The organism is Planococcus ruber, assembly GCF_022819085.1.
GTDB classification, from domain to species: domain Bacteria; phylum Bacillota; class Bacilli; order Bacillales_A; family Planococcaceae; genus Planococcus; species Planococcus ruber.
The window spans coordinates 437,121-462,873 of the sequence record NZ_JALHAG010000004.1; the positions used below are offsets into that span (position 1 = coordinate 437,121).

Annotated in this window: 22 protein-coding genes; 7 read left to right on the plus strand and 15 right to left on the minus strand. The window is 46.6% G+C overall.

Features of this window, described 5'->3' with window-relative positions; genetic code table 11:
- Positions 1–20 precede the first annotated feature (20 nt).
- The 4 genes from MTR82_RS10085 to MTR82_RS10100 form a co-directional block, all read right to left on the minus strand.
- Positions 21–1,247, minus strand: a complete 1,227-nt coding sequence (locus MTR82_RS10085) for an AI-2E family transporter (protein WP_246808899.1) — start codon at positions 1,245–1,247, stop codon at positions 21–23.
- Positions 1,248–1,419: 172 nt separating this feature from the next.
- Positions 1,420–3,339 carry a PTS fructose transporter subunit IIABC gene (locus tag MTR82_RS10090; RefSeq protein WP_246808900.1) on the minus strand — a complete coding sequence of 640 codons (1,920 nt, stop codon included), beginning with the start codon at positions 3,337–3,339 and terminating at the stop codon, positions 1,420–1,422.
- Positions 3,336–4,268 carry a 1-phosphofructokinase gene (gene pfkB, locus MTR82_RS10095; protein ID WP_246808901.1) on the minus strand — a complete coding sequence of 311 codons (933 nt, stop codon included), beginning with the start codon at positions 4,266–4,268 and terminating at the stop codon, positions 3,336–3,338. Before pfkB ends, MTR82_RS10090 begins: the two co-directional genes overlap by 4 nt.
- On the minus strand, positions 4,265–5,017 hold the full coding sequence (locus MTR82_RS10100) for a DeoR/GlpR family DNA-binding transcription regulator (RefSeq protein WP_246808902.1): 753 nt from the start codon (positions 5,015–5,017) through the stop codon (positions 4,265–4,267). The genes pfkB and MTR82_RS10100 overlap by 4 nt, the downstream gene beginning before the upstream one ends.
- Before the next feature lie 177 nt (positions 5,018–5,194).
- On the opposite strand from MTR82_RS10100, the gene MTR82_RS10105 reads away from it, so the two are divergent.
- Both MTR82_RS10105 and ptsP read left to right on the plus strand, forming a co-directional pair.
- Complete coding sequence (locus MTR82_RS10105; protein ID WP_235199168.1) at positions 5,195–5,464, plus strand: phosphocarrier protein HPr; 270 nt, start codon at positions 5,195–5,197, stop codon at positions 5,462–5,464.
- Positions 5,461–7,176 (plus strand): phosphoenolpyruvate--protein phosphotransferase, encoded by a 1,716-nt coding sequence (gene ptsP, locus MTR82_RS10110; RefSeq protein ID WP_246808903.1) that lies wholly within the window; start codon positions 5,461–5,463, stop codon positions 7,174–7,176. The genes MTR82_RS10105 and ptsP overlap by 4 nt, the downstream gene beginning before the upstream one ends.
- 32 nt (positions 7,177–7,208) lie before the next feature.
- On the opposite strand, the gene MTR82_RS10115 is transcribed toward ptsP, so the two are convergent.
- The 3 genes from MTR82_RS10115 to yfkAB form a co-directional block, all read right to left on the minus strand.
- Positions 7,209–7,370, minus strand: coding sequence for a hypothetical protein (locus MTR82_RS10115; RefSeq protein WP_246808904.1), 162 nt, complete (start codon positions 7,368–7,370; stop codon positions 7,209–7,211).
- Between the two features lie 67 nt (positions 7,371–7,437).
- Positions 7,438–8,364 (minus strand): MBL fold metallo-hydrolase, encoded by a 927-nt coding sequence (locus MTR82_RS10120; protein WP_246808905.1) that lies wholly within the window; start codon positions 8,362–8,364, stop codon positions 7,438–7,440.
- A gap of 131 nt (positions 8,365–8,495) precedes the next feature.
- Positions 8,496–9,617: a radical SAM/CxCxxxxC motif protein YfkAB gene (gene yfkAB, locus MTR82_RS10125; protein WP_246808906.1), complete on the minus strand. Its 1,122-nt coding sequence runs from the start codon at positions 9,615–9,617 to the stop codon at positions 8,496–8,498.
- A 229-nt stretch (positions 9,618–9,846) separates the two neighbouring features.
- On the opposite strand from yfkAB, the gene MTR82_RS10130 reads away from it, so the two are divergent.
- Together MTR82_RS10130 and MTR82_RS10135 are read left to right on the plus strand one after the other, a co-directional pair.
- The gene (locus MTR82_RS10130) at positions 9,847–10,713 is read left to right on the plus strand and encodes an NAD(P)H-hydrate dehydratase (RefSeq protein ID WP_246808907.1); all 867 of its coding nucleotides are present in this window, start codon (positions 9,847–9,849) and stop codon (positions 10,711–10,713) included.
- A gap of 42 nt (positions 10,714–10,755) precedes the next feature.
- Positions 10,756–11,463: a Na-translocating system protein MpsC family protein gene (locus MTR82_RS10135; RefSeq protein WP_246808908.1), complete on the plus strand. Its 708-nt coding sequence runs from the start codon at positions 10,756–10,758 to the stop codon at positions 11,461–11,463.
- A gap of 39 nt (positions 11,464–11,502) precedes the next feature.
- Here the strand turns inward: MTR82_RS10135 and MTR82_RS10140 are convergent, their stop codons facing one another.
- Entirely contained in the window at positions 11,503–12,933 is a 1,431-nt protein-coding gene (locus MTR82_RS10140) for a carbon starvation CstA family protein (protein ID WP_246808909.1), read from the minus strand.
- 241 nt (positions 12,934–13,174) lie between these two features.
- Positions 13,175–13,861 carry an SGNH/GDSL hydrolase family protein gene (locus MTR82_RS10145; protein WP_246808910.1) on the minus strand — a complete coding sequence of 229 codons (687 nt, stop codon included), beginning with the start codon at positions 13,859–13,861 and terminating at the stop codon, positions 13,175–13,177.
- Between the two features lie 264 nt (positions 13,862–14,125).
- Between MTR82_RS10145 and MTR82_RS10150 the strand changes: the two genes are divergently transcribed.
- A complete protein-coding gene (locus tag MTR82_RS10150; RefSeq protein WP_052651653.1) occupies positions 14,126–14,692 on the plus strand; it encodes a TVP38/TMEM64 family protein in 567 nt (188 codons plus the stop codon).
- 54 nt (positions 14,693–14,746) lie between these two features.
- Here the strand turns inward: MTR82_RS10150 and MTR82_RS10155 are convergent, their stop codons facing one another.
- Together MTR82_RS10155 and MTR82_RS10160 are read right to left on the minus strand one after the other, a co-directional pair.
- Positions 14,747–16,792, minus strand: coding sequence for a bifunctional diguanylate cyclase/phosphodiesterase (locus tag MTR82_RS10155; protein WP_246808911.1), 2,046 nt, complete (start codon positions 16,790–16,792; stop codon positions 14,747–14,749).
- 274 nt (positions 16,793–17,066) lie between these two features.
- Positions 17,067–17,597: a divergent PAP2 family protein gene (locus tag MTR82_RS10160; RefSeq protein WP_246809062.1), complete on the minus strand. Its 531-nt coding sequence runs from the start codon at positions 17,595–17,597 to the stop codon at positions 17,067–17,069.
- 274 nt (positions 17,598–17,871) lie between these two features.
- On the opposite strand from MTR82_RS10160, the gene MTR82_RS10165 reads away from it, so the two are divergent.
- Together MTR82_RS10165 and MTR82_RS10170 are read left to right on the plus strand one after the other, a co-directional pair.
- A complete protein-coding gene (locus MTR82_RS10165; RefSeq protein WP_246808912.1) occupies positions 17,872–19,542 on the plus strand; it encodes a DUF2207 domain-containing protein in 1,671 nt (556 codons plus the stop codon).
- A gap of 102 nt (positions 19,543–19,644) precedes the next feature.
- Positions 19,645–20,418 (plus strand): arylamine N-acetyltransferase family protein, encoded by a 774-nt coding sequence (locus tag MTR82_RS10170; RefSeq protein ID WP_246808913.1) that lies wholly within the window; start codon positions 19,645–19,647, stop codon positions 20,416–20,418.
- A gap of 50 nt (positions 20,419–20,468) precedes the next feature.
- Here the strand turns inward: MTR82_RS10170 and MTR82_RS10175 are convergent, their stop codons facing one another.
- The 4 genes from MTR82_RS10175 to MTR82_RS10190 all read right to left on the minus strand — a co-directional run bounded on the left by MTR82_RS10175 (position 20,469) and on the right by MTR82_RS10190 (position 25,655).
- Positions 20,469–21,644, minus strand: coding sequence for an iron-containing alcohol dehydrogenase (locus MTR82_RS10175; protein ID WP_246808914.1), 1,176 nt, complete (start codon positions 21,642–21,644; stop codon positions 20,469–20,471).
- A 22-nt stretch (positions 21,645–21,666) separates the two neighbouring features.
- Positions 21,667–23,097 (minus strand): aldehyde dehydrogenase family protein, encoded by a 1,431-nt coding sequence (locus MTR82_RS10180; RefSeq protein WP_246808915.1) that lies wholly within the window; start codon positions 23,095–23,097, stop codon positions 21,667–21,669.
- Positions 23,078–24,499, minus strand: coding sequence for a DUF3360 domain-containing protein (locus tag MTR82_RS10185; protein ID WP_246808916.1), 1,422 nt, complete (start codon positions 24,497–24,499; stop codon positions 23,078–23,080). The genes MTR82_RS10180 and MTR82_RS10185 overlap by 20 nt, the downstream gene beginning before the upstream one ends.
- Positions 24,500–24,653: 154 nt before the next feature.
- On the minus strand, positions 24,654–25,655 hold the full coding sequence (locus MTR82_RS10190) for a LacI family DNA-binding transcriptional regulator (protein ID WP_246808917.1): 1,002 nt from the start codon (positions 25,653–25,655) through the stop codon (positions 24,654–24,656).
- Positions 25,656–25,753 lie beyond the last annotated feature (98 nt).

Genomic DNA, 25,753 nt, shown 5'->3' on the forward strand with positions numbered 1-25,753 from the left:
CATGTCGATGACTTCATTTTTTATTGGCGTTTTATTTTCAATGTCCGCTTCTGTTTCTTCTTGGAATAGACCGGCGGCGGTGCCGGATTAAATTCATCGTCGTAAAGGCCGGTGTACGCTTTATACCACAGGAACAAATGAATGAAGACCACTTTGATGACTGCATAGGCAGGAATGCCAAGGATGACGCCCGGAATCCCGAACAGATTCCCTGCAGTCAATAACACCGCAATGATCGTGATCGGATGAATGTTCAAGTTATTGCCAAGGATGAGCGGCTGGATGACCCGGCCTTCCAAAGTTTGCTCGACAAAAAACACAGCCGCAATTTTCACGAGCATAAACGGCGGATGAAGCACGATCGCGATAACGACGACGGGAATAAAAGCGATGAACGACCCAAGGAAAGGGATCAGGTTCAATGCCCCCGCCATGATGCCGAGGATCAAAGCGTACTCCAGGCCGATTAAGCTGAAGCCGATCCAGAACATCAAGCCGACGAAAAAAGCGACAATGAGCTGTCCGCGGATATACTGGCTGATTTGGAGATTCATTTCCCGCAGCAATTCATACGATTTCACCCGCATTTTGGATGGCACAAACGGCATCAAGTAGTACGGCAAATGGTGGCCGTCTTTCAGCAAATAAAACAAGATGAACGGCGTCGTAATCACCGCAAGAACCGTTGTGGACAAAACACCGACCACACTGCCGATTCCCGTGACCGTCGTATCCACAACATCCTCCGTCTGCCCGCTGATGGAATCGGTAATGCCGTCTTCGTCTCCAGTCAGCTGCTTTTGAAGTTCGGACAGGACATCGCTTTGAAAAACGCCATTCACTTGGGAGATGAAGCGGTTCAAATAGTCCTGCCAATTGTCAATCAGGCTTAGCGTCTGCTCCCTAAGAATCGGAATCAGCGTAGCAATCCCCCATGCCAGTAATCCTGCGATGATGAGAAAGACAAGTGCGATGCCGCCCGCACGGTGGATCTTTTTCGTTTCCATCCAGTCGATCAAAGGGTTCAACAAATAATACAGCACACCCGCCATGATGATCGGCAGTCCCATGACGTCAAAAAAAGCAACGAATGGCCGAAACACAAAACTGACTTTCGGCAATAGGAATAGAATCAGGAGCACGAGCAGCAGGATGAACAAAATGGACACCGCTTTATTGTTCAATACCCATTTCATAAACCAGCTGGCCGCGAGTTTCAGCATTTGCTTGTCATTCTGCTCTTCCATGATGAAGCCCCCTTAGCGAATTTGAGGACCGCTTGATGCCTCTATGTATATGGGGAGCCAAAAGCTTCTATAGCAATAAAATACCCGGTTGAAAAATAGTTAAGCGCTTAACTATTTTTCTTACCCAGCACAAAAAACCGGATGAATCTGTTGAGATCCACCCGGTTTTTGATTAAACGGCTGCCGCCACTTTTTTCTTCAATAGCCCTGCAACGATTGCAGTAATGACTGCGCCTCCGATAATGGCGAGTGCGTAGAACAATACTTTCGTAATGCCGCCGTCAACCAGCCCCATGACGAATATGCCGCCGTGCGGTGCCCGCAATCCGATATCGAACAGCATCACGAGCGCACCAGTAGTCGCCGCTCCCGCCACACATGCCGGAATGACGCGTGCCGGATCCGCTGCCGCGAAAGGAATGACACCTTCTGTGATAAAGCAAGCACCGAGGACGTACGCCGTTTTTCCGGCTTCCCGCTCGGGCTTTGTGAATTTATTTTTGAAAAGCGTGGTTGCGATGGCCATGCCAAGCGGCGGTACCATACCGGCCGCCATGACCGTCGCCATGAAATTGAAGTTCTGTGCATCGAGCATGGCGATGCCGAATGTATAGGCCGCTTTATTGACAGGGCCGCCCATGTCGATCGCCATCATGCCGCCAAGCAGCAAGCCGACCAGCACTAAGTTTGTTCCGCCGAGGCTCTCGAGGAACGAGGAAATCGCCGTATAGACTTTTGTCAGCTGCGGGTTCACAAGCATCATGATGATGCCGGTAATGGCGATGCTGAACACCGGGAAAAACAAGACCGGCTTTAGGCCTTCAAGCGCATCCGGCAACACCGAAAACGCTTTTTTCACAAGAAGCGTTACATAACCCGCCAGGAAACCGGCGATCAAACCGCCAAGGAATCCGGAACCGCCGCTTGCTTCTTCCACACCTGTGACGGTAATGGCAATCAAACCGCCGATCATCCCAGGCGCAAATCCAGGCCGCTCGGCGATGCTCATCGCAATAAATCCGGCAAGCACCGGCACCATCAGGAAGAATGCATTGCCGCCGCCGATCGTATTCAGCATGGCCGCAAATTCATTGTAATCCGGGCTTGCTGGGTCCGATGCATTAATGCCCCAGAAGAAAGATATGGCGATCAGGATCCCGCCGCCGACCACAAAGGGCAGCATATTCGAAACACCGTTCATCAAATGCTTGTAAAAGCCGCCTTTAGAATCGCCGTCGTTTGCGTCTTCTTTTGTCCGGTCGTGCTTGTATTCCGGTGCATCTCCGCCAATTGCACGGTCGAGCAGATCGTCTGTTTCATAGATCGCTTTTCCGACTTTTGTCTGGATCACCGGCTTTCCGGCAAAACGGGCCATTTCCACTTTCGTGTCGGCCGCAACAATGATGGCGTCCGCTTCTGCAATTTCCGCATCCGTCAACCGGTTCTTGACGCCGCTTGAGCCGTTCGTTTCCACTTTCAATTGGATGCCGCGCTCTTTCGCCCGTTCATTCAATTTCTCAGCCGCCATATACGTGTGGGCTATGCCGGTCGGACACGCTGTGACCGCGAGGATTTTCTTGCCTGAAGCTGAGGGTGTACTGCCTGCATCCACAGCTTCAGTACCTGTCCCGTCCACTTCCGATTCTTTGTCTGTTACGGCTTGAAGCACTTCTTGCTTTGTCGTTGCCGCAAGCATTCGATCCCGGAACTTGCTGTCCATCAGAAATGTGGCAAGGCGAGACAGCGCTTCCAAATGATCGTCATTTGCGCCTTCTGTCGCAGCAATCATGAAGAATAAATGTGCAGGCTGCCCGTCAAGCGACTCGTAATCCAAGCCATCCAGCGAGCGCCCAAAGGCGATTGCCGGCGACTTCACCGCTTTCGATTTCGCATGCGGAATCGCAATGCCGTCGCCGATCCCTGTCGTGCTTTGATCTTCGCGCGCTTGGATGTCGGATTGGAAAAGATTCGGATCGGCTAATTTTCCGGCTCGGTCCAACTGGCCGATCAGTTCAGAAAGCACTTCTTGTTTCGAGCCGGCTTTGAGATCCAAAATAATGGTTTCTTCAGTCAATAATTGTGTAATTCTCATACGATCACATCCCCATGTTTGATTTCTTTCACGTGAACTTCCCCCGCCAACGCTTCAACATCTTCTTTTCGGCACAAATCGGATCGGAAAGCGGTAGCGCTCCCGCTGGCCACTCCGTATTTAAACGCTTCAAGCGGGTCTTCTGTTTCGCAATACGAAGCGATAAAGCCCGAAACGAGCGAGTCACCTGATCCGACTGTATTGACGACTTTGCCGATCGGTGCTTTTGCTTCAAATGCCGATGATTCATTAATCCATAGGGCACCGTCGCCGCCCAGTGAAACAATGACATTCTCCACTCCGCCCGCTGCCAATTTCTTAGCATAATGCAAAGCTTCCGCTTTCGTGGAAATGGCAGCATCGAACAGTTCGCCCAACTCATGGATGTTTGGCTTTATCAGAAAAGGCGAAAATTTCACCAGCTCTTTTAAAGCAGGACCCGATGTATCCAACACAAACCGGATCTGCCGTTCGCTGCAGCGTTCAGCAATTTCGCTGAAATAAGAAAGAGGTATTTCCGCAGGAAGGCTTCCTGCAAGAACCAGCCAATCCCCTTTTTCCATATTGTTTATTTTTTCAGTCAATTGGGCCAAATCGTTTGCACGAAGCGCGGGTCCGGGTCCATTCAATTCCGTTTCTTCCGCCGCTTTTATCTTGACATTTATGCGGGTGATTTCAGCCGTTTCAATAAAATCTGTCTCAACACCTTCACGCAGAAGGAAATCTTCTATATAATTGCCTGTAAATCCACCTATGAACCCGAGTGCCTTATTGCGGGCTCCCAGTCGCTTTAAGACGCGTGAGACATTGATGCCTTTGCCTCCGGGATAATAGAATACCTCTGATGTGCGGTTCAGTTTTCCGTTTTCAAAAGAGGGTAAATACGTGGTGTAGTCAACAGACGGCGTAATCGTGCATGTATAAATCATTGTTTCTCCACCTTTACTGTCGTCTTTTTTTCCAGCTGTTCCATCATGTGCCGATCGATTTCATTTACAATGAGATCAGCGCCGTCCAGGTCCATAATTTTAGCGAAACTGACTTGATTCGCTTTCGTATGGTCTGCAAGGACGAAGGTTTTTCGCGCGTAGGTACTGGCAAGCCTTTTGACGGCCGCTTCTTCGGGATCCGGCGTCGTATAGCCGTAGTCGGGATGAAAGCCGTTGACGCCCAGAAAACAAAGGTCAAATCGGTAATTCATCAATGCTTGAATGGTTTGGGAGCCAACCATGGCACCTGTACGGGATTTCATCAACCCTCCCGTCAGATACGTCGTAATGCCATGTTCATTCAAAGCATCCACCAAGGTTAAGCCGTTGGTGACAACGACCACATCTTTGTCTTTTAGAAAAGGAATCATTTGGAATGTCGTGGTGCCGGCATCCAGGAAGACGCTGTCGCCTTCTTGGACGAATGATGCCGCATATTTTGCAAGTTTGATCTTTTCTTCAAGATTCCGTGTCGACTTATCGGAGATGCTCGGTTCAGAAAGGTTGCGGCCAGGCAAAACGGCGCCGCCAAATACCCGCACTAAAAGCTGGCGGTTTTCGAGTTCCGTCAAATCTCGGCGGATGGTTGATTCGGAAGCTCCGGTATCATCTACGATTTCCTGAATTTTGATGGTCTGTTTTTGGTCGAGCAAGCCCAAAATGTATTCGTGGCGTTCATTCGTCAGCATGTTTGCACCTTCTTTATTTAAGGTTAAGTAGATAATACTTGAAACCCCTTCCAAAATCAATCATAATCATTCATAAGCAGTCAAAAACATTCATGAACTTAGTTTTCCTTTCAAAATCGTTCATGAATGACTTTGATACAAGCAAATTCAATCACATTTCATTAGGAGGAATTTTACATGGTAGAAAAACAATTCACAATTACAGATGAAGCAGGGATCCACGCACGTCCGGCATCAGCCCTAGTCGGCTCGTTGGCTAAATTCAAATCGGACATTACGTTGGAACATAAAGGCAAGAAAGTGAACTTGAAATCGATCTTAGGCGTTATGTCTTTAGGCGTTTCTTCAGGTTCAACCGTTACAATCGCAGCTGATGGCGAAGATGAAAATGAAGCCATCGAACAAATTACAAATGTGATGAAATCCGAAGGGCTTGCTGATCAATGAGCACTTCCCTCTCTGGAATTGCGGCTTCAAACGGAATCGCTTTTGCGAAAGCATTCAGATTGGAAAACCCAAAGCTGGATGTTGAAAAAACGACAGTCGAAGATACGGAAAAAGAAATTTCCCGGCTGGACGCCGCTTTAGCAAAATCCGTAGCCGAACTTGAAGTGATCCAACAACGGACGCGCGAGCAGATAAGCGACAAAGAAGCTGCAATTTTTGGTGCGCACTTGCTCGTACTCAGCGATCCTGAACTGATTGGACCGATCAAAGAAAAAATTACAAATGACAAGCAAAATGCCGAGTCGGCTTTAAAAGAGACAGCGGATGGTTTCGTTGCCATGTTCGAAGCGATGGACAACGAATACATGAAGGAACGGGCTGCGGATATCCGCGATGTGACGAAGCGTGTCCTTGCCCACCTTCTCGGCGTCTCCATCCAGAACCCAAGCATGATTTCGGAAGAAGTGATCATCATTGCGGAGGATTTGACGCCTTCTGATACGGTTCAACTCAATCCGCAATTCGTGCAAGGCTTTGTGACAGAAATCGGCGGACGTACGTCGCATTCAGCGATTCTTGCGAGAACACTTGAAATTCCCGCTGTCGTCGGTGCGAAATCATTGATGGGGACGATTCAAAACGGCGTTTCGGTTATTGTCGACGGCTTGGATGGCCAAGTCCTGATCGATCCGGACGAAGCAACGATTGCCGAATATCAAGCGAAAAAAGCCCAATACGAAGAACAAAAAGCCGAATGGGCAAAATTGAAAAATGAAGCCACGGTAACTGCAGACGGCCAAGCCGTTGAAATCGGCGCCAACATCGGAACGCCTAAAGATACAACCGGGGTTCTTGAAAACGGCGGCGAAGCGATCGGCCTTTACCGGACCGAGTTTCTTTATATGGGGCGGGATGAATTCCCGACAGAAGAGCAGCAGTACGAAGCATATGCTGCTGTATTAAAAGCAATGGATGGCAAACCGACCGTGGTCCGTACGTTGGATATCGGCGGCGATAAAGAGCTTTCCTATTTGGATTTGCCAAAAGAACTCAACCCTTTCCTTGGCCTCAGAGCGATCCGTTTATGCCTGGAAATGCCGGACATGTTCCAGACCCAGCTCCGCGCTTTGCTTCGCGCAAGTGTCCACGGCAACTTGAAGATCATGTTCCCGATGATTGCGACGTTGGAAGAGTTCCGCGAAGCGAAGGCATTGCTGCTGGAAGAAAAAGCGAAATTGCTTGAAGAAGGCATCGAAGTGAGCGACAGCATCGAAGTGGGCATCATGGTGGAAATTCCATCCACGGCAGTTATGGCCGATGTGTTTGCGAAAGAAGTGGACTTCTTCTCGATCGGCACCAATGACTTGATCCAATACACGATGGCTGCAGACCGGATGAATGAACAAGTATCTTATTTGTATCAACCGTTCAATCCGGCGATCTTGCGGCTGGTGAAAATGGTCATTGATGCGTCGCACCGGGAAGGAAAATGGACCGGCATGTGCGGAGAAATGGCAGGCGATGAAATTGCCATCCCAATCCTGCTCGGCCTCGGACTCGATGAATTCTCAATGAGCGCTTCATCGATCTTAAAAGCACGTGCGCAAATCAGCAAATTATCTAAAGCGGAAATGGCGAGCCATACCGAACGCATTTTAGCGCTTGGCACTTCTGATGAAGTTGAAGCTTACGTAAAATCGATTGTTTCATAATAAAAACCAGTGGGGATTCAACCCCACTGGTTTTATTCTTTTTCGGATTCTTCTTTCCCGGTATTGGCAGTTTTTTTGAACTGCTTCAGCTGTTCTTCTTTGTCTTGTTCGGGTTCAAAATCCGGAAGGTCTGCATTCGGCATTTCAGTGAATTCTTCCTTGTCTTTCTCTTCTTCCCTTTTTTTATCAGCCATCGTCTCACTCCTCCGGTAAATTTGTCGTCTTATTGGCTGTTTACCCGAAATCAGGCAACGCAATCCCTTATTTGCTGAGTGTGTCGATCAACCCCATCGCACTGACTTCAAGATCCAATTGGATAATTTCATATACCAGATGGTTTTCCGGAACGCCTAATGCCTCCAAATGGACTCTAACCCGGTTCATTAACCGAGCGGCTAAATCGGCAGCGCATCCTCCTGCTGACCAAACAGATTTTGCCTCTTCTACAAAAATCCCAAGCCAATTTTCCACTTGAGCCAGCGCTTCTTCCGAAAAGGAAGATTTGCTGTAATGGCCGTAGTAAATCGCATCAAACTGGGCATCCCGAAAGCGTTCGATTGCTGATTGCATAGCGACGGGATCGAATTGATTCGGTGAAGTCGACGGCAAGTAAAATTCGATGCCGTCTTTTGCCAGTTGTTCGTAGCGGATGCCGACTGTATCCCCTGCAAAAACACCGTTGCTCGGCGGATGGATGATGGAAAAATGATGTTTTGCATGGCCTGGCGTATCCCAGAATTCCAATCGGCATCCCGCTCCGATATCGAGCTGGTCCCCTTCTGTTTTTACAAGCAGCCGCTCTTCCGGAATGGCAATAATCGGATCGAATAATTGCTCGAATTTATCTCCGTAGACCTCTTTCGCTCCAGCGATCAACCGTCTGGGGTCCGCTAAAAGGCGCGCTCCCTTAGGGTGGACCACTACTTTTGCGTTCGGGCATTCCTCAAGCAATAAGCCCGCTCCCCCGGCATGGTCTAAATGGATATGGGTGACAATTATGTATTTCACACTTTCCAGTGAAAGCCCGAGCTCGTGAAACCCTTTTTTAATATATGGAACAGAAGGGCTCGCGCATGTGTCAATCAAGGTCAGCTCTTCTTCGGTTAACACATAGGTGCCTGTCCGTTCTTCCACTTTTAAATCATGGTCATCAATGATAAAAATTCGGTCATCCAATTGCTGCGGCATCGTATTTTCCCCTCTCTTAAACTAGATTGAATATTCACCCATTTTAACAAATTTCTGAAACAAGACCAATGAATAAGGGGCAAATAAAAAAGCAAGAAGACTCTATAAGTCCCCTTGCTTTCAAATCGCATTTAGATTCTAGCTTTATTTTTCGTAAAATCTTGGTCAGCGTAATAAGCGTCTTTCACGAGCAGGTTCGGCCCTAGGCATTTGACAGCCGGACAATGGCAGGCGATTGTCTTAGCCAATGGACGTTCCAGCCAGCGGTCCAGCATCTCAGGCAGCGAGTCGGTTTGGATATTGCCCATTGGCGGCGTGTCGCCAAAATCTGTAACGATCACTTCTCCAGTAAAGACGTTGACATTCAAACGGGACCGGCCATCCGGGTCATTCCGGACCGTGACGTTTTTGCTGCTGCGAATCCGGTTCAGCAGCTGAATATCTTCATCGTCCATACTACACGGATAAAACGGAAGCGTTCCAAAGAGCATCCAAACGTCTTCATTGCGTTCATCAAGCAATTGATGGATCGCTTTTCGCGTTTCATCGAGCGGCAGCACTTCGAGCTGGCTCGCAAAATCGCTAGGGTACATCGGGTGTACTTCGTGCCTTGCACATTTCATTTCTTCGATCACTTGTTTATGGATTTTGGCAAGATGCGGCAATGTCCGTTTATTGAGCATCGTTTCAGCAGAGACCATCACGCCCGCTTCAGCTAAAGCCCGGCTATTATCGATCATGCGCTTGAATTGTGCTGCTCGACGTTCACGCGGCGGCTGGCGTTCCATATTGGCAAATCCGCCGTCCACAAAATCGTCAATCGTGCCCCAGTTATGGGAGATATGCAAGACGTCCAAATAAGGGGCAATCAGCATATACCGTTCAAGCGGCATCGTCAGGTTCGAGTTCATTTGGGTACGGATGCCGCGATCATGTGCATATTTCATCAACGGCAAAACGATCTGCTCGACAGACTTTTTGGAAAACATCGGTTCTCCGCCTGTAATGCTGATTGTCCGTAAATGCGGAATTTCCTCAAGGCGGGCGATCAACAAATCGATCGGCAAGGCATCCGGGTCTTTATGCTGCAGCATGTAGCCGACCGCACAATGCTCACAGCGCATATTGCAAAGGTACGTCGTTGTAAATTCAATGCTCGATAAAGTCAATTTGCCGTGCTGTTCGATGTCCATGTATGCTTCCCAAGGATCAAATTCCGGCGTTATTTCTTTCATTTGCTGTGGTGTATTCATGCTAAAGTCTCCTTACTTTTCTTCAGCTATTAATTATGAGCTTCGAAGTTAATCGGCGCAAGGCTATTCAAAAAGTCAGTTTTTTGATACTGTTCAAAAAATCATTCATGCTATGAGCGATTAAAGATTGATTTCACAGTGGATGGCTTTCTTTTGTTAAACGAATGGCGTTTATGGGTATATTCTAACATCAAGATTTCTTTAAAATACGAAAGGCGGTTGAATTATATTGCCAGCTCATTATGAGACCGTTCCAGCTTGGGACGAACAGCAAGTCAAATCCACTTTGCCTATTCGCAGCGCAGATGGGCATAAAGGAAGCTTCGGGACAGGTTTATTGATTGCCGGAACCCGTGATATGCCAGGCGCTGCACTTCTCGCGGGTCTAGGCGCCATGAGAAGCGGTTTAGGGAAACTCGAAATTGCAACAGAAGCGGAAGTGATTCCGATGATCCTCCCTTCACTTCCTGAAGCCACCTATATAAGAAACATTGAAGAAGCACTCTCTGCCAATGACTTTAAATTTGATGGATATAAAGCAATCGCCATCGGCCCCGGAAAAATTCCGGATAGCCAGATGGAACAGAACTTAGTAAAGTTATTCCAGTCAGAAGTTCCGGTTATACTCGATGCCGGAGCTTTGTCAAAACGCTCTTATCCCAAAAGAAATGCACCCACCATCTTGACGCCGCATCCTGGGGAGTTCTCTAGAATCAGCGGAATCCCAGTAGAAGAGATCGCTAGAGATAATGCACAACATGCAAAACGCTTAGCAAAAGAACTCCATGCGACAATCGTTTTAAAAGGTCCCGAAACGGTGATTGCTTTTCCGGACGGCGAAGCTTGGACAAATCCGACCGGCAATTCCGCTCTCTCAAAAGGCGGCACCGGCGATACGCTGACTGGCATGATGCTCGGGATGCTGTGCTGCCATGACAACTGGAAACACGCGGTATTAAATGCAGTTTATTTGCACGGTGCATGCGCAGAACATTGGACGAAAACGAAATCGCCCCATACCTTATTGGCCCACGAACTCTCTTCTATGCTTCCGGAAGTTTGGAAAAGCCTGGAGGGCCTTTCATCAGAGGAATAATAGACCTGTTAGTAAAATTTATGTGTGTCGGGAGGAATTGCTATGGCAAAAGTAAAAACAACAGAATCTTTGATTGGCGGCTATTTCTCGACTTTATTGCGTACCAATTTCGGCAAGGGCCCCACTTCCGTATTCGTCGCTATCAATGGTCCTTATTTAGCCATCCATCTTCGCGGATTTATAGGGCCGATGGAAAAAATTCTATTGAAACAAAATGAAATGAAACGCATTATGGAAATCCGGGATCTATTGTTGAATGAGTTGCGATCGGATATCATTTTGGAATTATGGAAAATTGCCAACCTTGAAATTCAGGAAATCTATGCAGACTGGGATTTGCAGAATGAAACAGGTTTGATCATCGGTGTGATTAAAGCGGATGACGGAAAAAAAGAGATGCCGTGGCCTAAAGAAGTTGATCATAAGGCTTTTGAAGGCGAAATCAATAAAGCGAGTGCAAAAGCTGAAAAAACTCCAGAACAGACGAAGCTTGTCTGGTTGAATGACCGCATGATTTTGGTGGAACGGTCCGGAATCTTAATCCAGCTCGAGAAAGAACTGATCCGCATCGGCGTTATAGAAGAATTAAAAATGGCCAAACGGCCCTTAGAGCGGAAAATGTTGGATATCAGCAGCATAGAAGCTATTGTTGAAAGAAAAGTCATCGAGACATTTGTTGATTGGAATTTCGAAAAAGATTTAGGTTATATGGTGTTCATCTTGGAAGCTCCCTCAAAAACTGGAAAATAAAAACTGGCCGAACTCCAATGAGTTCGGCCAGTTTTTTTATCACTCTACGGCTACGGCGGTTTCCACATTGTCGATGCGGTTCTTTCTTGCTTTCGCATAGAACATAGCCACGATGACAATTGTTAAGATCAAGCCGACAATAAAGGAAATATTCAAATCGAGATTGAAACCGATTTTTTGATTTAGTATATAAACGAACACCATATATGTGATGAAAATGGCCGGTGCCATCGCAACCAAGTAATTCTTGCCTTGGATGTAGAGATACATCGTACCGATCCATAAAGCGATGGCAGCAGTTGCCTGATTTGCCCAGGAGAAATATCTCCATAAGAGGTTAAAGTCAATTTGAGTGAGCATGATAGACACTGCAAATAATGGGATAGCAATGATCAAACGCTTCATTATTTTCTGCTGGTCCAATTTGATGTAGTCGGCAATAATCGATCTGGCAGCACGGAAAGCCGTGTCCCCTGAAGTGATTGGCAGAACAATAGCACCGAGAACGGCGATGGTTCCCCCCACAGCACCAAGCAATGTCATCGAAACTTCATTTACGACAGCTGATGGTGTACCTGAGTTGATCATCGAACTTAATGTCTGCCCATCGAAAATACTCATTGATGCAGCAGCCCAGATCATCGCGATGATCGCTTCAGCAATCATCATCCCGTAAAAGATGTAGCGGCCCTGTGATTCTTTTTGTACAGTCCGTGAAATGATTGGTGATTGTGTTGCATGGAATCCGGATAAAGCTCCGCATGTAATTGTAAAGAACAGCATTGGGAAGATCGGTAAATTATCCGGATGCAAATTCGTCAATGACAATTCAGGAATCTTATAATCCGAGAAGACAAGTGCAATACCGACGCCGAGTGTACCAATCAGCAAAACCGCTCCGAAATACGGATACAGGCGTCCGATAATTTTGTCGATTGGCAAGATGGTCGACAAGAAATAATACAAAAAGATGACGCCAATTAGTACGGCTACAGCCACTTTCCCGTCCAATAAAATGGATAACAGCGATGCCGGTGTCGTAACGAATACCGTACCGACCAATAAAAGAAGCAATAACGCGAACACATTCACAATATGTTTGGAAACCGTGCCAAGGAATTTGCCGGCCAGTTCCGGAATATGCGCTCCTTTATTGCGGATGGAAATCATACCTGTCAAGTAATCGTGGACAGCTCCAGCAAAAATGGAACCGATGACAATCCAAAGAAAAGCGACAGGTCCATATAATGCTCCCATAATCGGACCGAAAATCGGTCCCGTACCTGCGATATTCAGAAGTTGAATCATCGCATTTTTATGTTTGTTCATCGGGACAAAGTCCACTCCGTCGCCATTAGCATAGGCTGGCGTCTTCCGGGATTCTGCCGGTGCAAACATTTTTTCGATGAATTTACCGTATGTAAAATAAGCGATGATGAGGATAATAATTGAAGCAAAGAATGTAATCATCTGGAACCTCTTTTCCTATTTTTCTTAGTAAACGCTTTCATAAAATAGCGATATTTGAACATAATTTTAACCAATTTTCCTCTTCTTGCATATTGGTTACGTATTCAATATGTAGAATAAAGCGAAAAGTATTACGAATGCCTCTAATTATATTATTAGAATTTTCTTAAGTCAATATTTCACAATATTATTTTTAAAAAAAAGACAAAAAAGCTGCCATCTCGAAATGGCAGCTTTTACGTCATATTTGTTTAGCAGTAGCCGCTTCCCTTTCCGGAATGGAAATGCCGGTTGAAGCCAAGGTATTTAAGAGAAGCTCATGCATCATTTTATAGCCTTCTTCATTTGGATGGATTGCGTCCAGCCAAATGGAAGGGTTTTTCCCCATCGGCTCTGTACGCGAGATAATGATGCCTTCTTCGCCGATAGCCGAATTCCACATGCGGAATAATAGATTGGTGAAGCCGAAATACTGCACTTCTTTTTTCATGGAGTTATAGAGGTTGTTTTGTACAATCAATTGATGTTCATTGAGGCTGCGCAAATGCCGATAAATCTCCAGGAGGTTTTTGCGGTAATTTTTCTTCAGGTTCGCAAACTGTTTGACCAGCCCTTTGGCACCGCTCCCTTTAAATCCGCGGAGCAAATCATTGCCTCCGATATTCAGAAGCACCATATCGGCATCCGCCAAAACCCGGTCCCATTGCCCGTTTTGCAGCCGATCAACCAATCCATTGCTCGTTAAGCCATTGATCCCTAAATTTGTTACCGTACTATGGTGGAACGTTTCTTTCAGGTATTTGGCAATGCCGCCTCTTGTGCCGTAGCCGTAGGCAACGGAATCGCCTAAAATCACAATATGTTTTATTTCAATTTTTTCTTTGAAATTTTGAGTGGATCTTGCCCCTTTAATAAGGGACTTTGACATGTTTGTTTTCGCCAAAAAGCAGCACATCCCTTTCAAAGTTGATAACATTATTTTAACATAAAATGGGATAATTTTCGATTAAAGCGCCTTTCGATGGTCGTTCTCTCCATGCCAATTTTTTGCGATTTTCTTATCAAGCTCTCCTCCTTGGCAAAAATACGGCGGTATGGGCAGACTGTCGCTTTAGTTTCAATCCCTTGCATTTAAATACAGCTTAGCTTATCTTCAACAATAGGATCATCTATACAGACAGGAGAAATCGTTATGAATCATTTCGATCAAACCCTGGAAACGTTCATCGAAAGCTTTGGGTGGCTAGCCCCTATTCTATTTGTGGCTCTGCATTTAATCAGGCCGATCTTATTCCTTCCTGTCATTGTCGTATGCATTGTCGGCGGCGTAGTTTTCGGTTTTTTTGAAGGTGCACTTCTTTCTTTTATCGGATTGTCTCTCATGAGCTTCGTTTCATATGTACTGGTCAATAAATTCCCGAACTTCCGGGAGAAAATGTCGAAGCTTAAAGACAAAATGTTTCCAGACCGGACGCTGTCAGTCGGCCAAGTGATGATTTTGCGCATCATGCCTTTCATTCACTTTCATCTGCTGTCGCTTTATTTGATGGAAATGACTAAAAATTTGCGGGAGTATATGTATTTTTCAACACTTGGGCTCATTATGCCAGCAATCCTCTACACGGCATTTGGCCAAGCGATAACGGAAATGCCCTGGTATGTCAGCCTCTTGATGTTTATCATCCTCGCTATTTTATTTGCGGCCATTGAGCGCTACAACAAGCACCATATGAATGCCCAAAACAATAAACTTTCTTAATCGGGCTAAATAAGGGGCAAAAAAAGGCTGAACGCATTTGCGTTCAGCCTTTTTTTACGACACTTCTTCCGTTCTCTTTGCCTGATGCCAAGCTTCGAACTTTCCGACAGCCAGCGGCGGGCTGAATAAATAACCTTGCCCATAATGGCAGCCTTTGTCAATCAGCAGCTTTAATTGGTTTATTTCCTCAATGCCTTCAGCCACCAAACGAAAATTCAAATTCTCTCCCATTTCAATAATCGTTTTAACCAAGACGGAAGCATTCCAGCTCAACAGCATCTCGTTGATAAAAGAACGGTCAATTTTCACGATATCGATCGGCAAACTATTCAATAAGCTCAGCGAAGAATAGCCCGTTCCGAAATCATCGATGGATATGAGCACGCCGATTTCCTTTAATTCATGGATGATCACAGCGGAATGGCCAATATTCTGCATGACGCTTTCTGTGATTTCGAGCTCCAGGTATCCGGCAGGAAGATGATGGATTTCCAATCCTTCCCTTACTTTGTCGATGAACATATGGTCTTCAAATTGCAGGTTCGATACATTAACTGCCATTTGAATCTCTTTGCCTTCTTTCAGCCATTTGGCGTTTTGGCGAATCGCTTCATTTAAAACCCAATCGCCGATCGGCAAAATCAGTCCTGTCTGTTCGGCAATCGATATAAATTCCAAAGGCGGCACCATGCCAAGTTCGGGATGATTCCACTGGATCAAAGCTTCGACTCCATAAACTTTTTGTGTGGCCAGCTCTACTTTCGGCTGGTAGTACAGTTCGAATTCCCCGTTTTCCAATGCCCGTTTTAAGCCTTTCTCCAGCTTCAATTTTTTTGCAACTTCCGCTGTTTCTTCATGATGATAGAATTGGAAATTGTTTTTGCCGTGTTTTTTCACTTCATACATCGCCTTGTCAGCATATTTAATCAGCTCATCCACTTGATTGCCATCCTTAGGATATGTACTGATGCCGATGCTTGCCGACATGAAAAACTCTTCGCCTTTTAGGTAAAACGGTTTGGAAAAGCAATGGATAATTTTCTTTGCAATTGTCGCTGCGTGTTCACGGGCGACCCCTTTGGCCAGAACAATGAATTCATCTCCGCCTTGGCGAGCGACAAGATCCGTTTTCCGGACACATTCCCGCAATCTTGTGCTTGCTTGAATCAGCAATTCATCTCCATAATCGTGGCCCATCGTATCGTTGACAATTTTAAAACGGTCAAGATCTACATAGATGATCGCCAGTTCTTGTTGATTCGAGGATCGGATCGCCTTTTCAATGTGCTTCGTCAGCTGAAGGCGGTTTGCCAGTCCCGTTAAATTGTCATGAAACGCTAAATAATTCATGTTCTCTTCCGTTTTTCTTTTATCCATCATCAGCAAGCTGTGCATAATGGCAATAAAAATAAAGGTCGCGATCACAATTCCCATCAGCATATAATCTGAATTTAAGACGAAGTTCGGAACAGCTGAATGAATGGAGTGATTTTCACTTACAGATGCAATCCACGTCACAGAAGCCATCGCGGTATAATGGGTGGCGCTGACTCCAGCAGCCATTAGAAGCGCTGCAGACAGGTGCAGCAACGAATAGGGCCGATTCTTGACACGGGCAAAAGCAAGAAACGACAGATAGGAAATACTGAATGCGAGTACCCCGGCGAGTGCCACCAGCCTATAATCATGCATCATGTTCGCCGATAAATTCATTCCGTGCATGCCGACAAAATGCATGGACCAAATCCCGATGGCCATAAACAGCGAAATCAAGACAAGCATCCGTTGAGAAGTCTTGCGAAAGCGCAAAAGCCAAAAGGATAAAAGCGAAGAAATGATCGCTAATAGCATGGACGAGATGGTCAACAAGCCGTCATAGGAAACGGCCAGCTCCATTTTATAAGCAAGCATCCCCGTGAAATGCATGGACCAAATCCCTAGACCCATAATGACAGCACTGCAGATTAACCACAGATGGCTGTTTGCGTTCTTCATAAAAGAGCGTTTGAGCAATTCAATAGACGTGGAGCAGGCAAACATGGCAATGACCACGGAAATGATGACAATCGGGTAATTGAATGCGAGCGGGATCTTCTCCAATATTTTCGACCTCCTGAATGGTAACCGGTTGGGGCTTACTTTTCCCTTTGCTACGGGTAGTTCATAGCAAAAGAGAAAAGGTATATATGTATAAGCTATTCATTGAAAAGTGAACCATAGTACCCTGTTTTTGTTTTCTTATGAAAGGACTATCTTATCATATAATATGGAATATTTTTTTATAATAAAGAAATTTTTTACAAAAAATCTAACAAAATACAAAAAAGCACTTCGACTGGAAATCGAAGCGCTTTTTTCTTCTATATAATTGGTTTTATTTTCGGTTTATCCGCAAATTGCGGTTGGACCGTCTGCGGGATCTTCGGTGCTTGCCTCTTTCGTCGTTTTCAATTTTCGCCGATATCAAGCCGAGCACGACCCCGAATAAGGCGCCGCCGAGCACTTCGATGGGCTGGTGTCCCAGAAGCTCCTTTAATTCATGTTCGCGTTTTTCAAACTTCAAACTCGGGAAATCCCCTGTCAGAGACACGAAACTGTCTTCCAGGTCATTGACCAATTGGGCGATTTCCCCCGTATGGCGCCGGATCCCCTGCGCATCGTACATAACGATGGTGCCGAACACAACAGCCAGCGCCGTTTCAGTATGGCCCGTGCCTTTATTTGCCGCCACATAAGAAGCAAGAGCTGAAACGCCGGCAGAATGGGAGCTGGGCATGCCTCCTGTAGTAAAGGCCTGCTTCCAATCCCAATTGCCCGTCAATTTCTTATGGGTAAAAATTTTCAGTCCTTGCGCAATGCCGATAGCTGATAATGCTGTCACGATGCCTCTGTTCATATTTTCAATTCCTGTGGTTTCCATAGCCGCTGCCTCCAGTCCAAGTCTCATTGCCTAATTTTTAATTTGATGGCCGTGACTGCACTGCACCCTGTGCAGATTTTAATCGCCGCTCCGGCGTCCGGATGAGATATTCCAGTCTTTCTTTTATACCCGAAGTGAAATCATTTTATTCCCTTCAATCGAAACTTTTAAGTGCGTCGCGTGCTTTCTGCTGCTCCTATAACGAAGTTTATGAAACTTGCAGCAGCCTGAGCCGTAAACTAAAGGGAGGTGATGACAGATGCAAATGAAAAAAGTAATGCCTTTGCTCCTGATTTTAATGCTCCTTCTGCCTGTGACGGTTTTTGCAGTGGATTTTGAAATCGATGAAGCAACCATTGACGCACGTTTGATGGAAGATGGCACCGTAGCCGTTGAAGAACAATTCACTTATGAATTCGATGGGGATTTTGAAGGAATCACCCGGGAACTCAAGCCGAAAACCGGTACGGAGATCACCGGCTTCACGGCCCACGAAAACAACAAAAAGTTGAAAGTCGAAAAAGAAAAAAGCCTTTATAAGATCTACCGGAGCGGGGATGATGAAACCATAACCGTTTCGCTCAATTATGTCATTGAAGGAGCGATTGAAAAGTTCGATGACGGCGCTGAATTTTATTGGCCGTTCTTTGATGACCGGAACGAAAGTGACTATGAACAAATGACCATCGCTGTTCACCCGCCCGCTCCAACGGAAGAAGTGCTATTTCTCGGATACGATGAAGCATTTGAGAAAGGGATTGCAAGCGATGAAGGGTCTGTTGTCTTTAAATTGGGCAAAGTGCCTGAAGGAAGCAACGGAGATATACGGGTCATCTATGATGCACAATTATTCCCTGGAGCAGCTTCCTCAGATGGAACCGTAAAGGAGCAGTTATTGGCCGACCGCGAGCAGCAGGAAGCTGAAGCCGCGGCATTTACAGCGAATCAAAACACAGCTTCCACAATCGGAAAAATTGCGCTGCCCGCTCTGGGGCTGATATTGGCCGGTATCCTTTTTTCAGCTTATTGGCGTGCCCGGAAGAAAAAAGCGGCAATTGAAGTAAGAAAAGACGGGTTTTCCGTACCCGATGAAAAACTCAGCCTTCCTGCCGCCGTCTATTTCACCCATTCCCCTTATTTGACGCCGGACGCGATGGCCGCCGCTTTACTGGAGCTTGTCCGGAAGGAAATCGTAAAACAACTGTCGAAAGATCAATTTGAACTGACCGGCAAAAAAGCGTCGCTGCCGCATGAACAGACATTGATCGATTTGCTGTTCCACAAAATCGGAGACGGACAAACCTTTCAATTGTCCGAAGTGGAAGCTTATTCCAAGAAAGAATTAAATCATTCGGCTTATAACGATGCGGTTGCGAAATGGAACCGCGAAGTGGCAGATGAAGTGAAAGGACGGCATTTTAAAGAGAAGGTGCCGGCCCTCAGGGGGATGGTTGCTTCAATCGCTGCCGCTTCTGCCGGTCTGGCCATTTATACCGGCATTTATGAGCTTTATCCGCTAATGGCCCTGTCCCTTTTAGTTGCCTTGATTGCGGCCAGCTTTGCCCTTTTCTATTCACCGATAACAGCGGAAGGACATACGGTCAAAGCGCAATGGAAAGATATGCGGGCTGCCATGCAGAATTTACCGGCAAGTGAATGGCAGGCGTTAGATGCAGACGACAGACTTCGGGCTTATGCCTACCTTCTCGCAGTCGACGGAAAACAGCTCGACAAGAAATCGCGAAGTTTTTCAGCGGCTGGCCAATATGCAGAAGAAACCGATTCGGCTTTGTATTTTAATCCGATTCTTCTTTCAGGCGTTTTCGTTGCGGCGAGTTCCAATACTTCCGTTTCTGCGAGCAGCGGAAGTTCAAGTGTTTCTTCTGGCGGCGGAGTTGGCGGAGGCGGAGGCGGATCCGGTGCATTCTAACCTTTTGCTGCGGAAATCCTGCGAAGTCAAAAGGCTTCGGCCTGCTGTAGGGTCCGTGCTATGATAAAGGCATGTTATTAAACGGAAAAGGATGCTGATGAAATGGATACCACTGCTTATTTAAAACGTTTTAACGCTTATCCGGTCGAGGAGCTTTATTTGCAGGATTTGGCCCGGCTCCAGTCGCTCCATATGCAGAATGTGCCTTTTGAAAACCTGGATGTCATCCGGTCAGTCCCGATTTACTTAAACCTGGAAAACATCTACGAAAAGATCGTCACGCACCGGCGCGGGGGCTATTGCTATGAAATCAACGGGCTGTTCCACTGGCTGCTGAAGGAGCTCGGGTTTGATGCACAATTGATTTCTGCAACTGTTATGAAGCCGGATGGTACATGGACAAAAGCCGATACCCATGCGGCCATTCTCGTCAACCTGGATACGCCTTATTTAGTGGATGCAGGATTCGGCGATTCCACTGTCAGTCCAATTCCGCTTGGCGGCGAACGCCATACAGACAATAGCGGAACGTATTCGGTGGTTGGCCATGAAGGGCTATACTACGACTTAGTCCGCGAAAACGGCGAAGATCAGCAGATCCTCTACCGCTTTACTACCGACGAACGGATGCTTGCCGACTTCCATGAAGGCTGTGTTTTCAATCAAGTCTCCAGAGAATCGCCTTTCACCCATGATGATTTGGTTACCAAAGCAACGCCGGACGGACGGATCACCCTATCCGGCATGCAGCTGACCATTTCGGCAAATGGCGAGAAAACGAAAAAAGAATTGACTGCAGACGAAAAGTCGAAACTTTTAAAAGAAGAATTCGGCATCCTATTGGACGCGGAAGAAGCCGTTGAGAACGCCACATAAAAAGCAAAGAACCGGAAACCGGGATTGGCTCCCACTGTTTCCGGTTCTTTTTATTTTTCTTTGATTTCACCATGATAAGCCGATTCGTAAATCGCGAAAATATCGTCGCGTTCAAGAGGCATCGGGCTTCTGGCAAGAATCCGCTGCTGTTTGATGGCATCATCTGCTAGGTGATCAAGAGCTTCCTGCGTAATGCCAAACCCTTGAAGGTTCAATGGAATATTAACGTCTGCCACTAAACGCTGCAGCTCCTCTACACATTTATAGGAAGCTTCTTCTTGGGACAGTTGAGTAGAGCTGACTCCCAATGCCTCAAGGATGTCTTTCATGCGTTTTTCGCAACTTGAACGGATGTAGCCCATGACATAGGGAAGCAATACCGCATTCGATTCGCCGTGTGAAATGTGGAACTGGCCGCCCAGTGGATAAGCCAGGGCATGGACACCGGCAACTCCGGCATTGAAGAAGGCGAGACCTGCTAAATAGCTGCCATAGCTCATGTCCGAACGCGCTTGTTTATGGTCTCCTTCGTTTACAGCGATGCGGATCGAACCGCTGATCAGCCGAATGGCTTGAAGCGCTAGCGCATCCGTTACAGGACTCGCATTGACCGAAACATACGATTCAATTGCATGTGTCAAGGCATCGATGCCTGTTGCCGCTGTGACTTTTGGCGGCAATGAAACCGTAAGCACCGGATCCACTATTGCGACATCTGCCAATAAGAAATTATGGGTCACCACGTCTTTTGTCGATTCAAGAGATAAGACAGCAATGTCGGTCACTTCAGAGCCTGTCCCGGAAGTTGTTGGAATCAGGATTTTCGGGATGCCTTTGTTTGAAATTTCACGTGACCCGGTCAAGTTTAGATAATCGGCAGCTTGGCCTTCGTGTGCAGCTAACACTGCCGCTAGTTTGGCAAGGTCCAAGGCGCTTCCCCCGCCTAACCCGATTACCAAATCGAATTGATGCTCTTTCGTATAAGCGACGAGTTTTTCCCCTACTGCAAGAGGCGGTTCGGGAACCACTTCTGTATAGATGCTTGTTTTCCAGCCTTGCTCTTTTAAAGGCGCTTCGATCTTATCCGCAATTCCAAGATCCACTAAAAAAGGATCGGTGACGATCAGGATATTGCTGGCGTTCAGTTTTTTCACTTCGTCTGTTAAATAGTCGAGCGCTCCCCAGCCGGTATAGCTCAGCGGGGTAAACGTAATTTTATGCGACATCGTGTTCCACTCCTTCTTCGGTCTATTGCAGCGGATTGTGGTTCCACACAATCAGTTTCATTTCCGTCATTTCCTCAATCGCGTATTTCAGTCCTTCTTTGCTGTTGCCGCTTTCTTTGACGCCGCCGTAAGGCATTTGATCCACCCGGAATGTCGGGATGTCATTGATGATGACACCGCCTACTTCGAGGCTCCGCGAAGCGTTGAATGCGGTGCTGATATCATTCGTGAAGATGCCCGCCTGCAAGCCGAAATCAGAATCGTTGATTTCGCGAATGCCGTCTTCGACCGAATCAATCGGATTGACGATGACAAGCGGCGCAAATACTTCCATACAGGAGACTTTTGAATCGCGCTGAACATTAGTGAGGATCGCCGGCTGAAAAATGCCGTTTTCAATCTTCCCGCCTGTGATTAACGCTGCCCCTTCCGAAACAGCTTCCTCCACCCAAGATTCCGCCCGTTCCTGTTCTTTTTGGGAAATCATAGCAGAAAGGTCCGTATGTCCATCCAGCGGATCGCCGATCACAAGTCGCTCCGCAGCCGCTTTAAACAATGCAATAAATTCTTCCATCAGTTCTCTTACAATGTAGATGCGCTGAAGGGAAATGCATACTTGGCCCTGGTTGGAAAAAGCGCCGGTCACCGCTTTATCGACAACCGCTTTCAGATTGACGCCCTTATCGATGATCACACCGGCATTTGATCCTAGTTCAAGCGATACTTTTTTCAATCCTGCTTTGTCTCGGATTCCTTTGCCAACTTCCGGGCTTCCTGTGAACGTAATCATCCGTACCTTTTCACTTTCTACCAATGCATCGCCGACTGTTTTGCCGCTGCCCGTCACCACATTAAAAGCTCCTTTAGGCAAATCCGTCTGATCGAGAAGTTCGGCCAGGAAAAGGGCGGAAAGCGGCGTTTGAGAAGCCGGCTTCAAAACAATGGTGTTTCCCGCCGCAATCGCTGGACCGACTTTATGGGCTACTAAATTTTGCGGGAAGTTGAATGGCGTGATGGCTGCCACAACGCCGATCGGCTCACGCATCGTGTAGCCAACCCGGTTCGCTCCCCCTCTAGCCGCATCAAGCGGAATCATTTCACCCGTCAATCTTTTCGCTTCTTCTGCTGCGAATTTATAGGTTTCAATCGTCCGGTCGATTTCAGCCAATGCATACTTTAATGGCTTTGCTGATTCCAACGCAATCATTTCAGCCGCTTTTTGTTTATGGTCAATGAATAACGACGTCAGCTGCTCTAAAATCTGCGCACGTTCATATGCAGTCAAACGAGACATCGATTCCCTGGCGGCTTCGGCTGAATCGATGGCGAGCTGGACATCTTCCAAACTCGCTTTTGGGATTTCAGCCAATTTTTCAGCTGAATAAGGCGACAGCAAATCCGAATATTCCTTCGCCTCTGCCCATTCTCCGTTTCTATATAGCTTTTTTCTCACGATTTTCAGCCTCCAATTCCAATTTGTCTTGCAAACCGTCCACATCTTTAGTGAAAGTCCGGTCGGTTTCGCCTTTGAAGAAATCTTTGCCGTAGATCAATAAGCATAAACCGATGCCGATGGCGAACGCCCAAGCAGCGCCCTTTACGCACAACACCGCACCCATAATTCCGGCAATCCCGAGGTCCCGTTGGCTCTTCGCCTCCAAAATCCCTACTTTGACGCTAACGTATCCTTGGATCAACAGCGTAAGCGCGAGCGCAACACCAAGAATCGGTTCAACCAAAGTGACAATCGGCAGCAAGAACAATCCGGTATTCGTTCCCCAGCGGAAAGAGCCTGCGCCGCCGAAGAAGGAATCCATCGCCTTGCGCCCTTCTTTAAACCGTTCCACAACGACGACTTGCATCGCTGACCATAATGGGCCAGCCATCGTAACGTCTGGTCCAATGATACTCATAACGGAGTTTCTTGTGCCAAAGATCAAGTGGGCACGGCTCGGATTATAATCCAATTTTTCGTCTGGCCGAGCTTTGGCGCCTTCTTTAACCAACGCACTGGTCTGGAGTACATCTCCAAAAAGCACAATATACGTAGCCAGTACTGTCGGAAGCCCTGTTAAAAATAGCATAAGCGGCGGGAAGCCTAATCCGAACAGCGTGTAATTTGTCCACAATCCTACGAAGTCCGGCGAACTGATGCCCCACTCAATTCTCGGCCATGAAGCTTCGCCAAATAACGGCGCTAAAATAATGGCTAAAACGATAATCGGGAAAACCCCTAATTTCCCGATAGTATTCCAAAAGAGGTTTTTGTTTCGCAGCTTGCTGAAATGTTTTGAAAACAAAAGATAGAACCCAATGCCGATCGCGATGGAAATCGTCCAAGGGAAGGTTTCAAACCGGCCGCCTACTTCAAAAACGGAAATGACGGCTGCAAATCCGGCTCCGAGAATAACGCCGGATTTAATCGCGGATGGCACCAGCTGAACCACTTTTGACGCCAATCCAGTGGCACCCAGGAAAAGCGATAAAATCCCCAAAGTCATTTGGAACGCGATGAGTGCGTGCACTCGTTCCGGGCCTTCCGGGAACTGCATGCAATAGAGCATGATCAACGGAATGGCGGGTGTAATCCAGCCAGGAACTGCCGGATCGCCAAGCAAATGATGCAGCAAATAGAAAGCCCCGTTCAATACAACAATGGCAAGCGCCACTTCAAAAGGCATGCCCAGCAATTCAATCAATAAAGGAATCGCAGATAAATCAACGGCACACATCAATAACCCTTGAATATAATCGGGCCATTCAAATCGATAATGAATAAATGGCAATCTGATCTTAAACGGGCCAGCTGGTATGTATGGCGACTCTTCCCCAAACTTACGGTCTTTCCATTTCATTTTTACCCCTCGTTTCTGTTTAGTAGTTGATCGCAAAACAAGTTTGGATGAACGTTCTCCCCCTTTGATGAAACCGCATACATAAAAGTTCCAAAAAAATGAATACGTAACCATTTTAAAGAAAAAATAAATTCATATAGCCATTTATATGAATTTATTTTTTCATGGTTGTATTTCTTTCGAATAGTCTAACAGATTTTTTAATCTGGATGCAAGACTTATTTTTCTGAAAAATCATTTCGAATAATTTTTCCACTGCTAAAAATCCCAATCCGCGTTCATCTTCCATGCCGACGGTCGTCAAATCCAATGAAGCATGCCGGCTCAGTTCCACATTGTCGATGCCGATAATGCTTAGGTCCTCAGGGATGCGAATGCCTGCAGATATATAAAAGTCCATCAGGCGAATCGCGATGGCATCCGTCGCCGCACAAATCGCTGTGGGCCGTTCAGCGGATTTCTGTAATGCGAGAAAAGTTTCGTAAAGCTCTTCCTTTTTCGTATCGGTAACAATCATTCGTTCTTTTGGAATAGCGATTTGCTGATCCTGCATAGCTTGGATAAAACCTTCCATCCGCCCCTTGAATGTGCTGATGGTCAGAGGGCCGCCAATCCAGACGATGTTTTCATGCCCTTTATCCAGTAAGTGCATGGCTGCTAAATAGCCTGCCTGCCGATTGTCAATTTCCACATAGTTCTTCTCGCTTTGGTGTTTCCGGTTAAACGATATAAAAGGAATGCCCGATTTTTCTAATTTATTGAAGATAGGATCATCGAGGTAAATCGAAGACAAAATGATGCCGTCCACTTTGTTTTCAAAGACAGAATGATAGACTTCTTCGCTATTGTCGTCATTGATGAAATGCACATTGGTGCGGAATCCTTGGGCATTCGCGTAGTTGATGATGGCCGTTGTTGATTCAGAGAAAAATGGATTATGCAATGGCCCGGAGATCAAAGCAATCGTCCGCGTTTTCCGCTGCACCAACGACCTGGCATTGCCGTCCGGAATATAATTCAGTTCTTCGATTGCATCCATCACTTTTTGTAGTGTAGGTTTTTTTACGCGTTCAGGGGTATTTAAAACCCGGGAAACCGTCGTTTGAGAAACGCCTGCATGTTTCGCTACGTCTTTTGAGGAAACCAATCCGTTCACCTATCTTTCTTTGCCAGCCATGAGTGTCTGCTTGTGTATATTACTAATAATGTACCACAGGATTTCAAAAGAATGCCAAGCAGAAATAGAAAAAGCCT

Bases quoted from the DNA above. Each gene is read 5' to 3' on its own strand.
- MTR82_RS10085 (WP_246808899.1), bottom strand. From the start codon at position 1,247: ATGGAAGAGCAGAATGACAAGCAAATGCTGAAACTCGCGGCCAGCTGG.
- MTR82_RS10090 (WP_246808900.1), bottom strand. From the start codon at position 3,339: ATGAGAATTACACAATTATTGACTGAAGAAACCATTATTTTGGATCTC.
- pfkB (WP_246808901.1), bottom strand. From the start codon at position 4,268: ATGATTTATACATGCACGATTACGCCGTCTGTTGACTACACCACGTAT.
- MTR82_RS10100 (WP_246808902.1), bottom strand. From the start codon at position 5,017: ATGCTGACGAATGAACGCCACGAATACATTTTGGGCTTGCTCGACCAA.
- MTR82_RS10105 (WP_235199168.1), top strand. From the start codon at position 5,195: ATGGTAGAAAAACAATTCACAATTACAGATGAAGCAGGGATCCACGCA.
- ptsP (WP_246808903.1), top strand. From the start codon at position 5,461: ATGAGCACTTCCCTCTCTGGAATTGCGGCTTCAAACGGAATCGCTTTT.
- MTR82_RS10115 (WP_246808904.1), bottom strand. From the start codon at position 7,370: ATGGCTGATAAAAAAAGGGAAGAAGAGAAAGACAAGGAAGAATTCACT.
- MTR82_RS10120 (WP_246808905.1), bottom strand. From the start codon at position 8,364: ATGCCGCAGCAATTGGATGACCGAATTTTTATCATTGATGACCATGAT.
- yfkAB (WP_246808906.1), bottom strand. From the start codon at position 9,617: ATGAATACACCACAGCAAATGAAAGAAATAACGCCGGAATTTGATCCT.
- MTR82_RS10135 (WP_246808908.1), top strand. From the start codon at position 10,756: ATGGCAAAAGTAAAAACAACAGAATCTTTGATTGGCGGCTATTTCTCG.
- MTR82_RS10140 (WP_246808909.1), bottom strand. From the start codon at position 12,933: ATGATTACATTCTTTGCTTCAATTATTATCCTCATCATCGCTTATTTT.
- MTR82_RS10145 (WP_246808910.1), bottom strand. From the start codon at position 13,861: ATGTCAAAGTCCCTTATTAAAGGGGCAAGATCCACTCAAAATTTCAAA.
- MTR82_RS10150 (WP_052651653.1), top strand. From the start codon at position 14,126: ATGAATCATTTCGATCAAACCCTGGAAACGTTCATCGAAAGCTTTGGG.
- MTR82_RS10165 (WP_246808912.1), top strand. From the start codon at position 17,872: ATGCAAATGAAAAAAGTAATGCCTTTGCTCCTGATTTTAATGCTCCTT.
- MTR82_RS10170 (WP_246808913.1), top strand. From the start codon at position 19,645: ATGGATACCACTGCTTATTTAAAACGTTTTAACGCTTATCCGGTCGAG.
- MTR82_RS10175 (WP_246808914.1), bottom strand. From the start codon at position 21,644: ATGTCGCATAAAATTACGTTTACCCCGCTGAGCTATACCGGCTGGGGA.
- MTR82_RS10185 (WP_246808916.1), bottom strand. From the start codon at position 24,499: ATGAAATGGAAAGACCGTAAGTTTGGGGAAGAGTCGCCATACATACCA.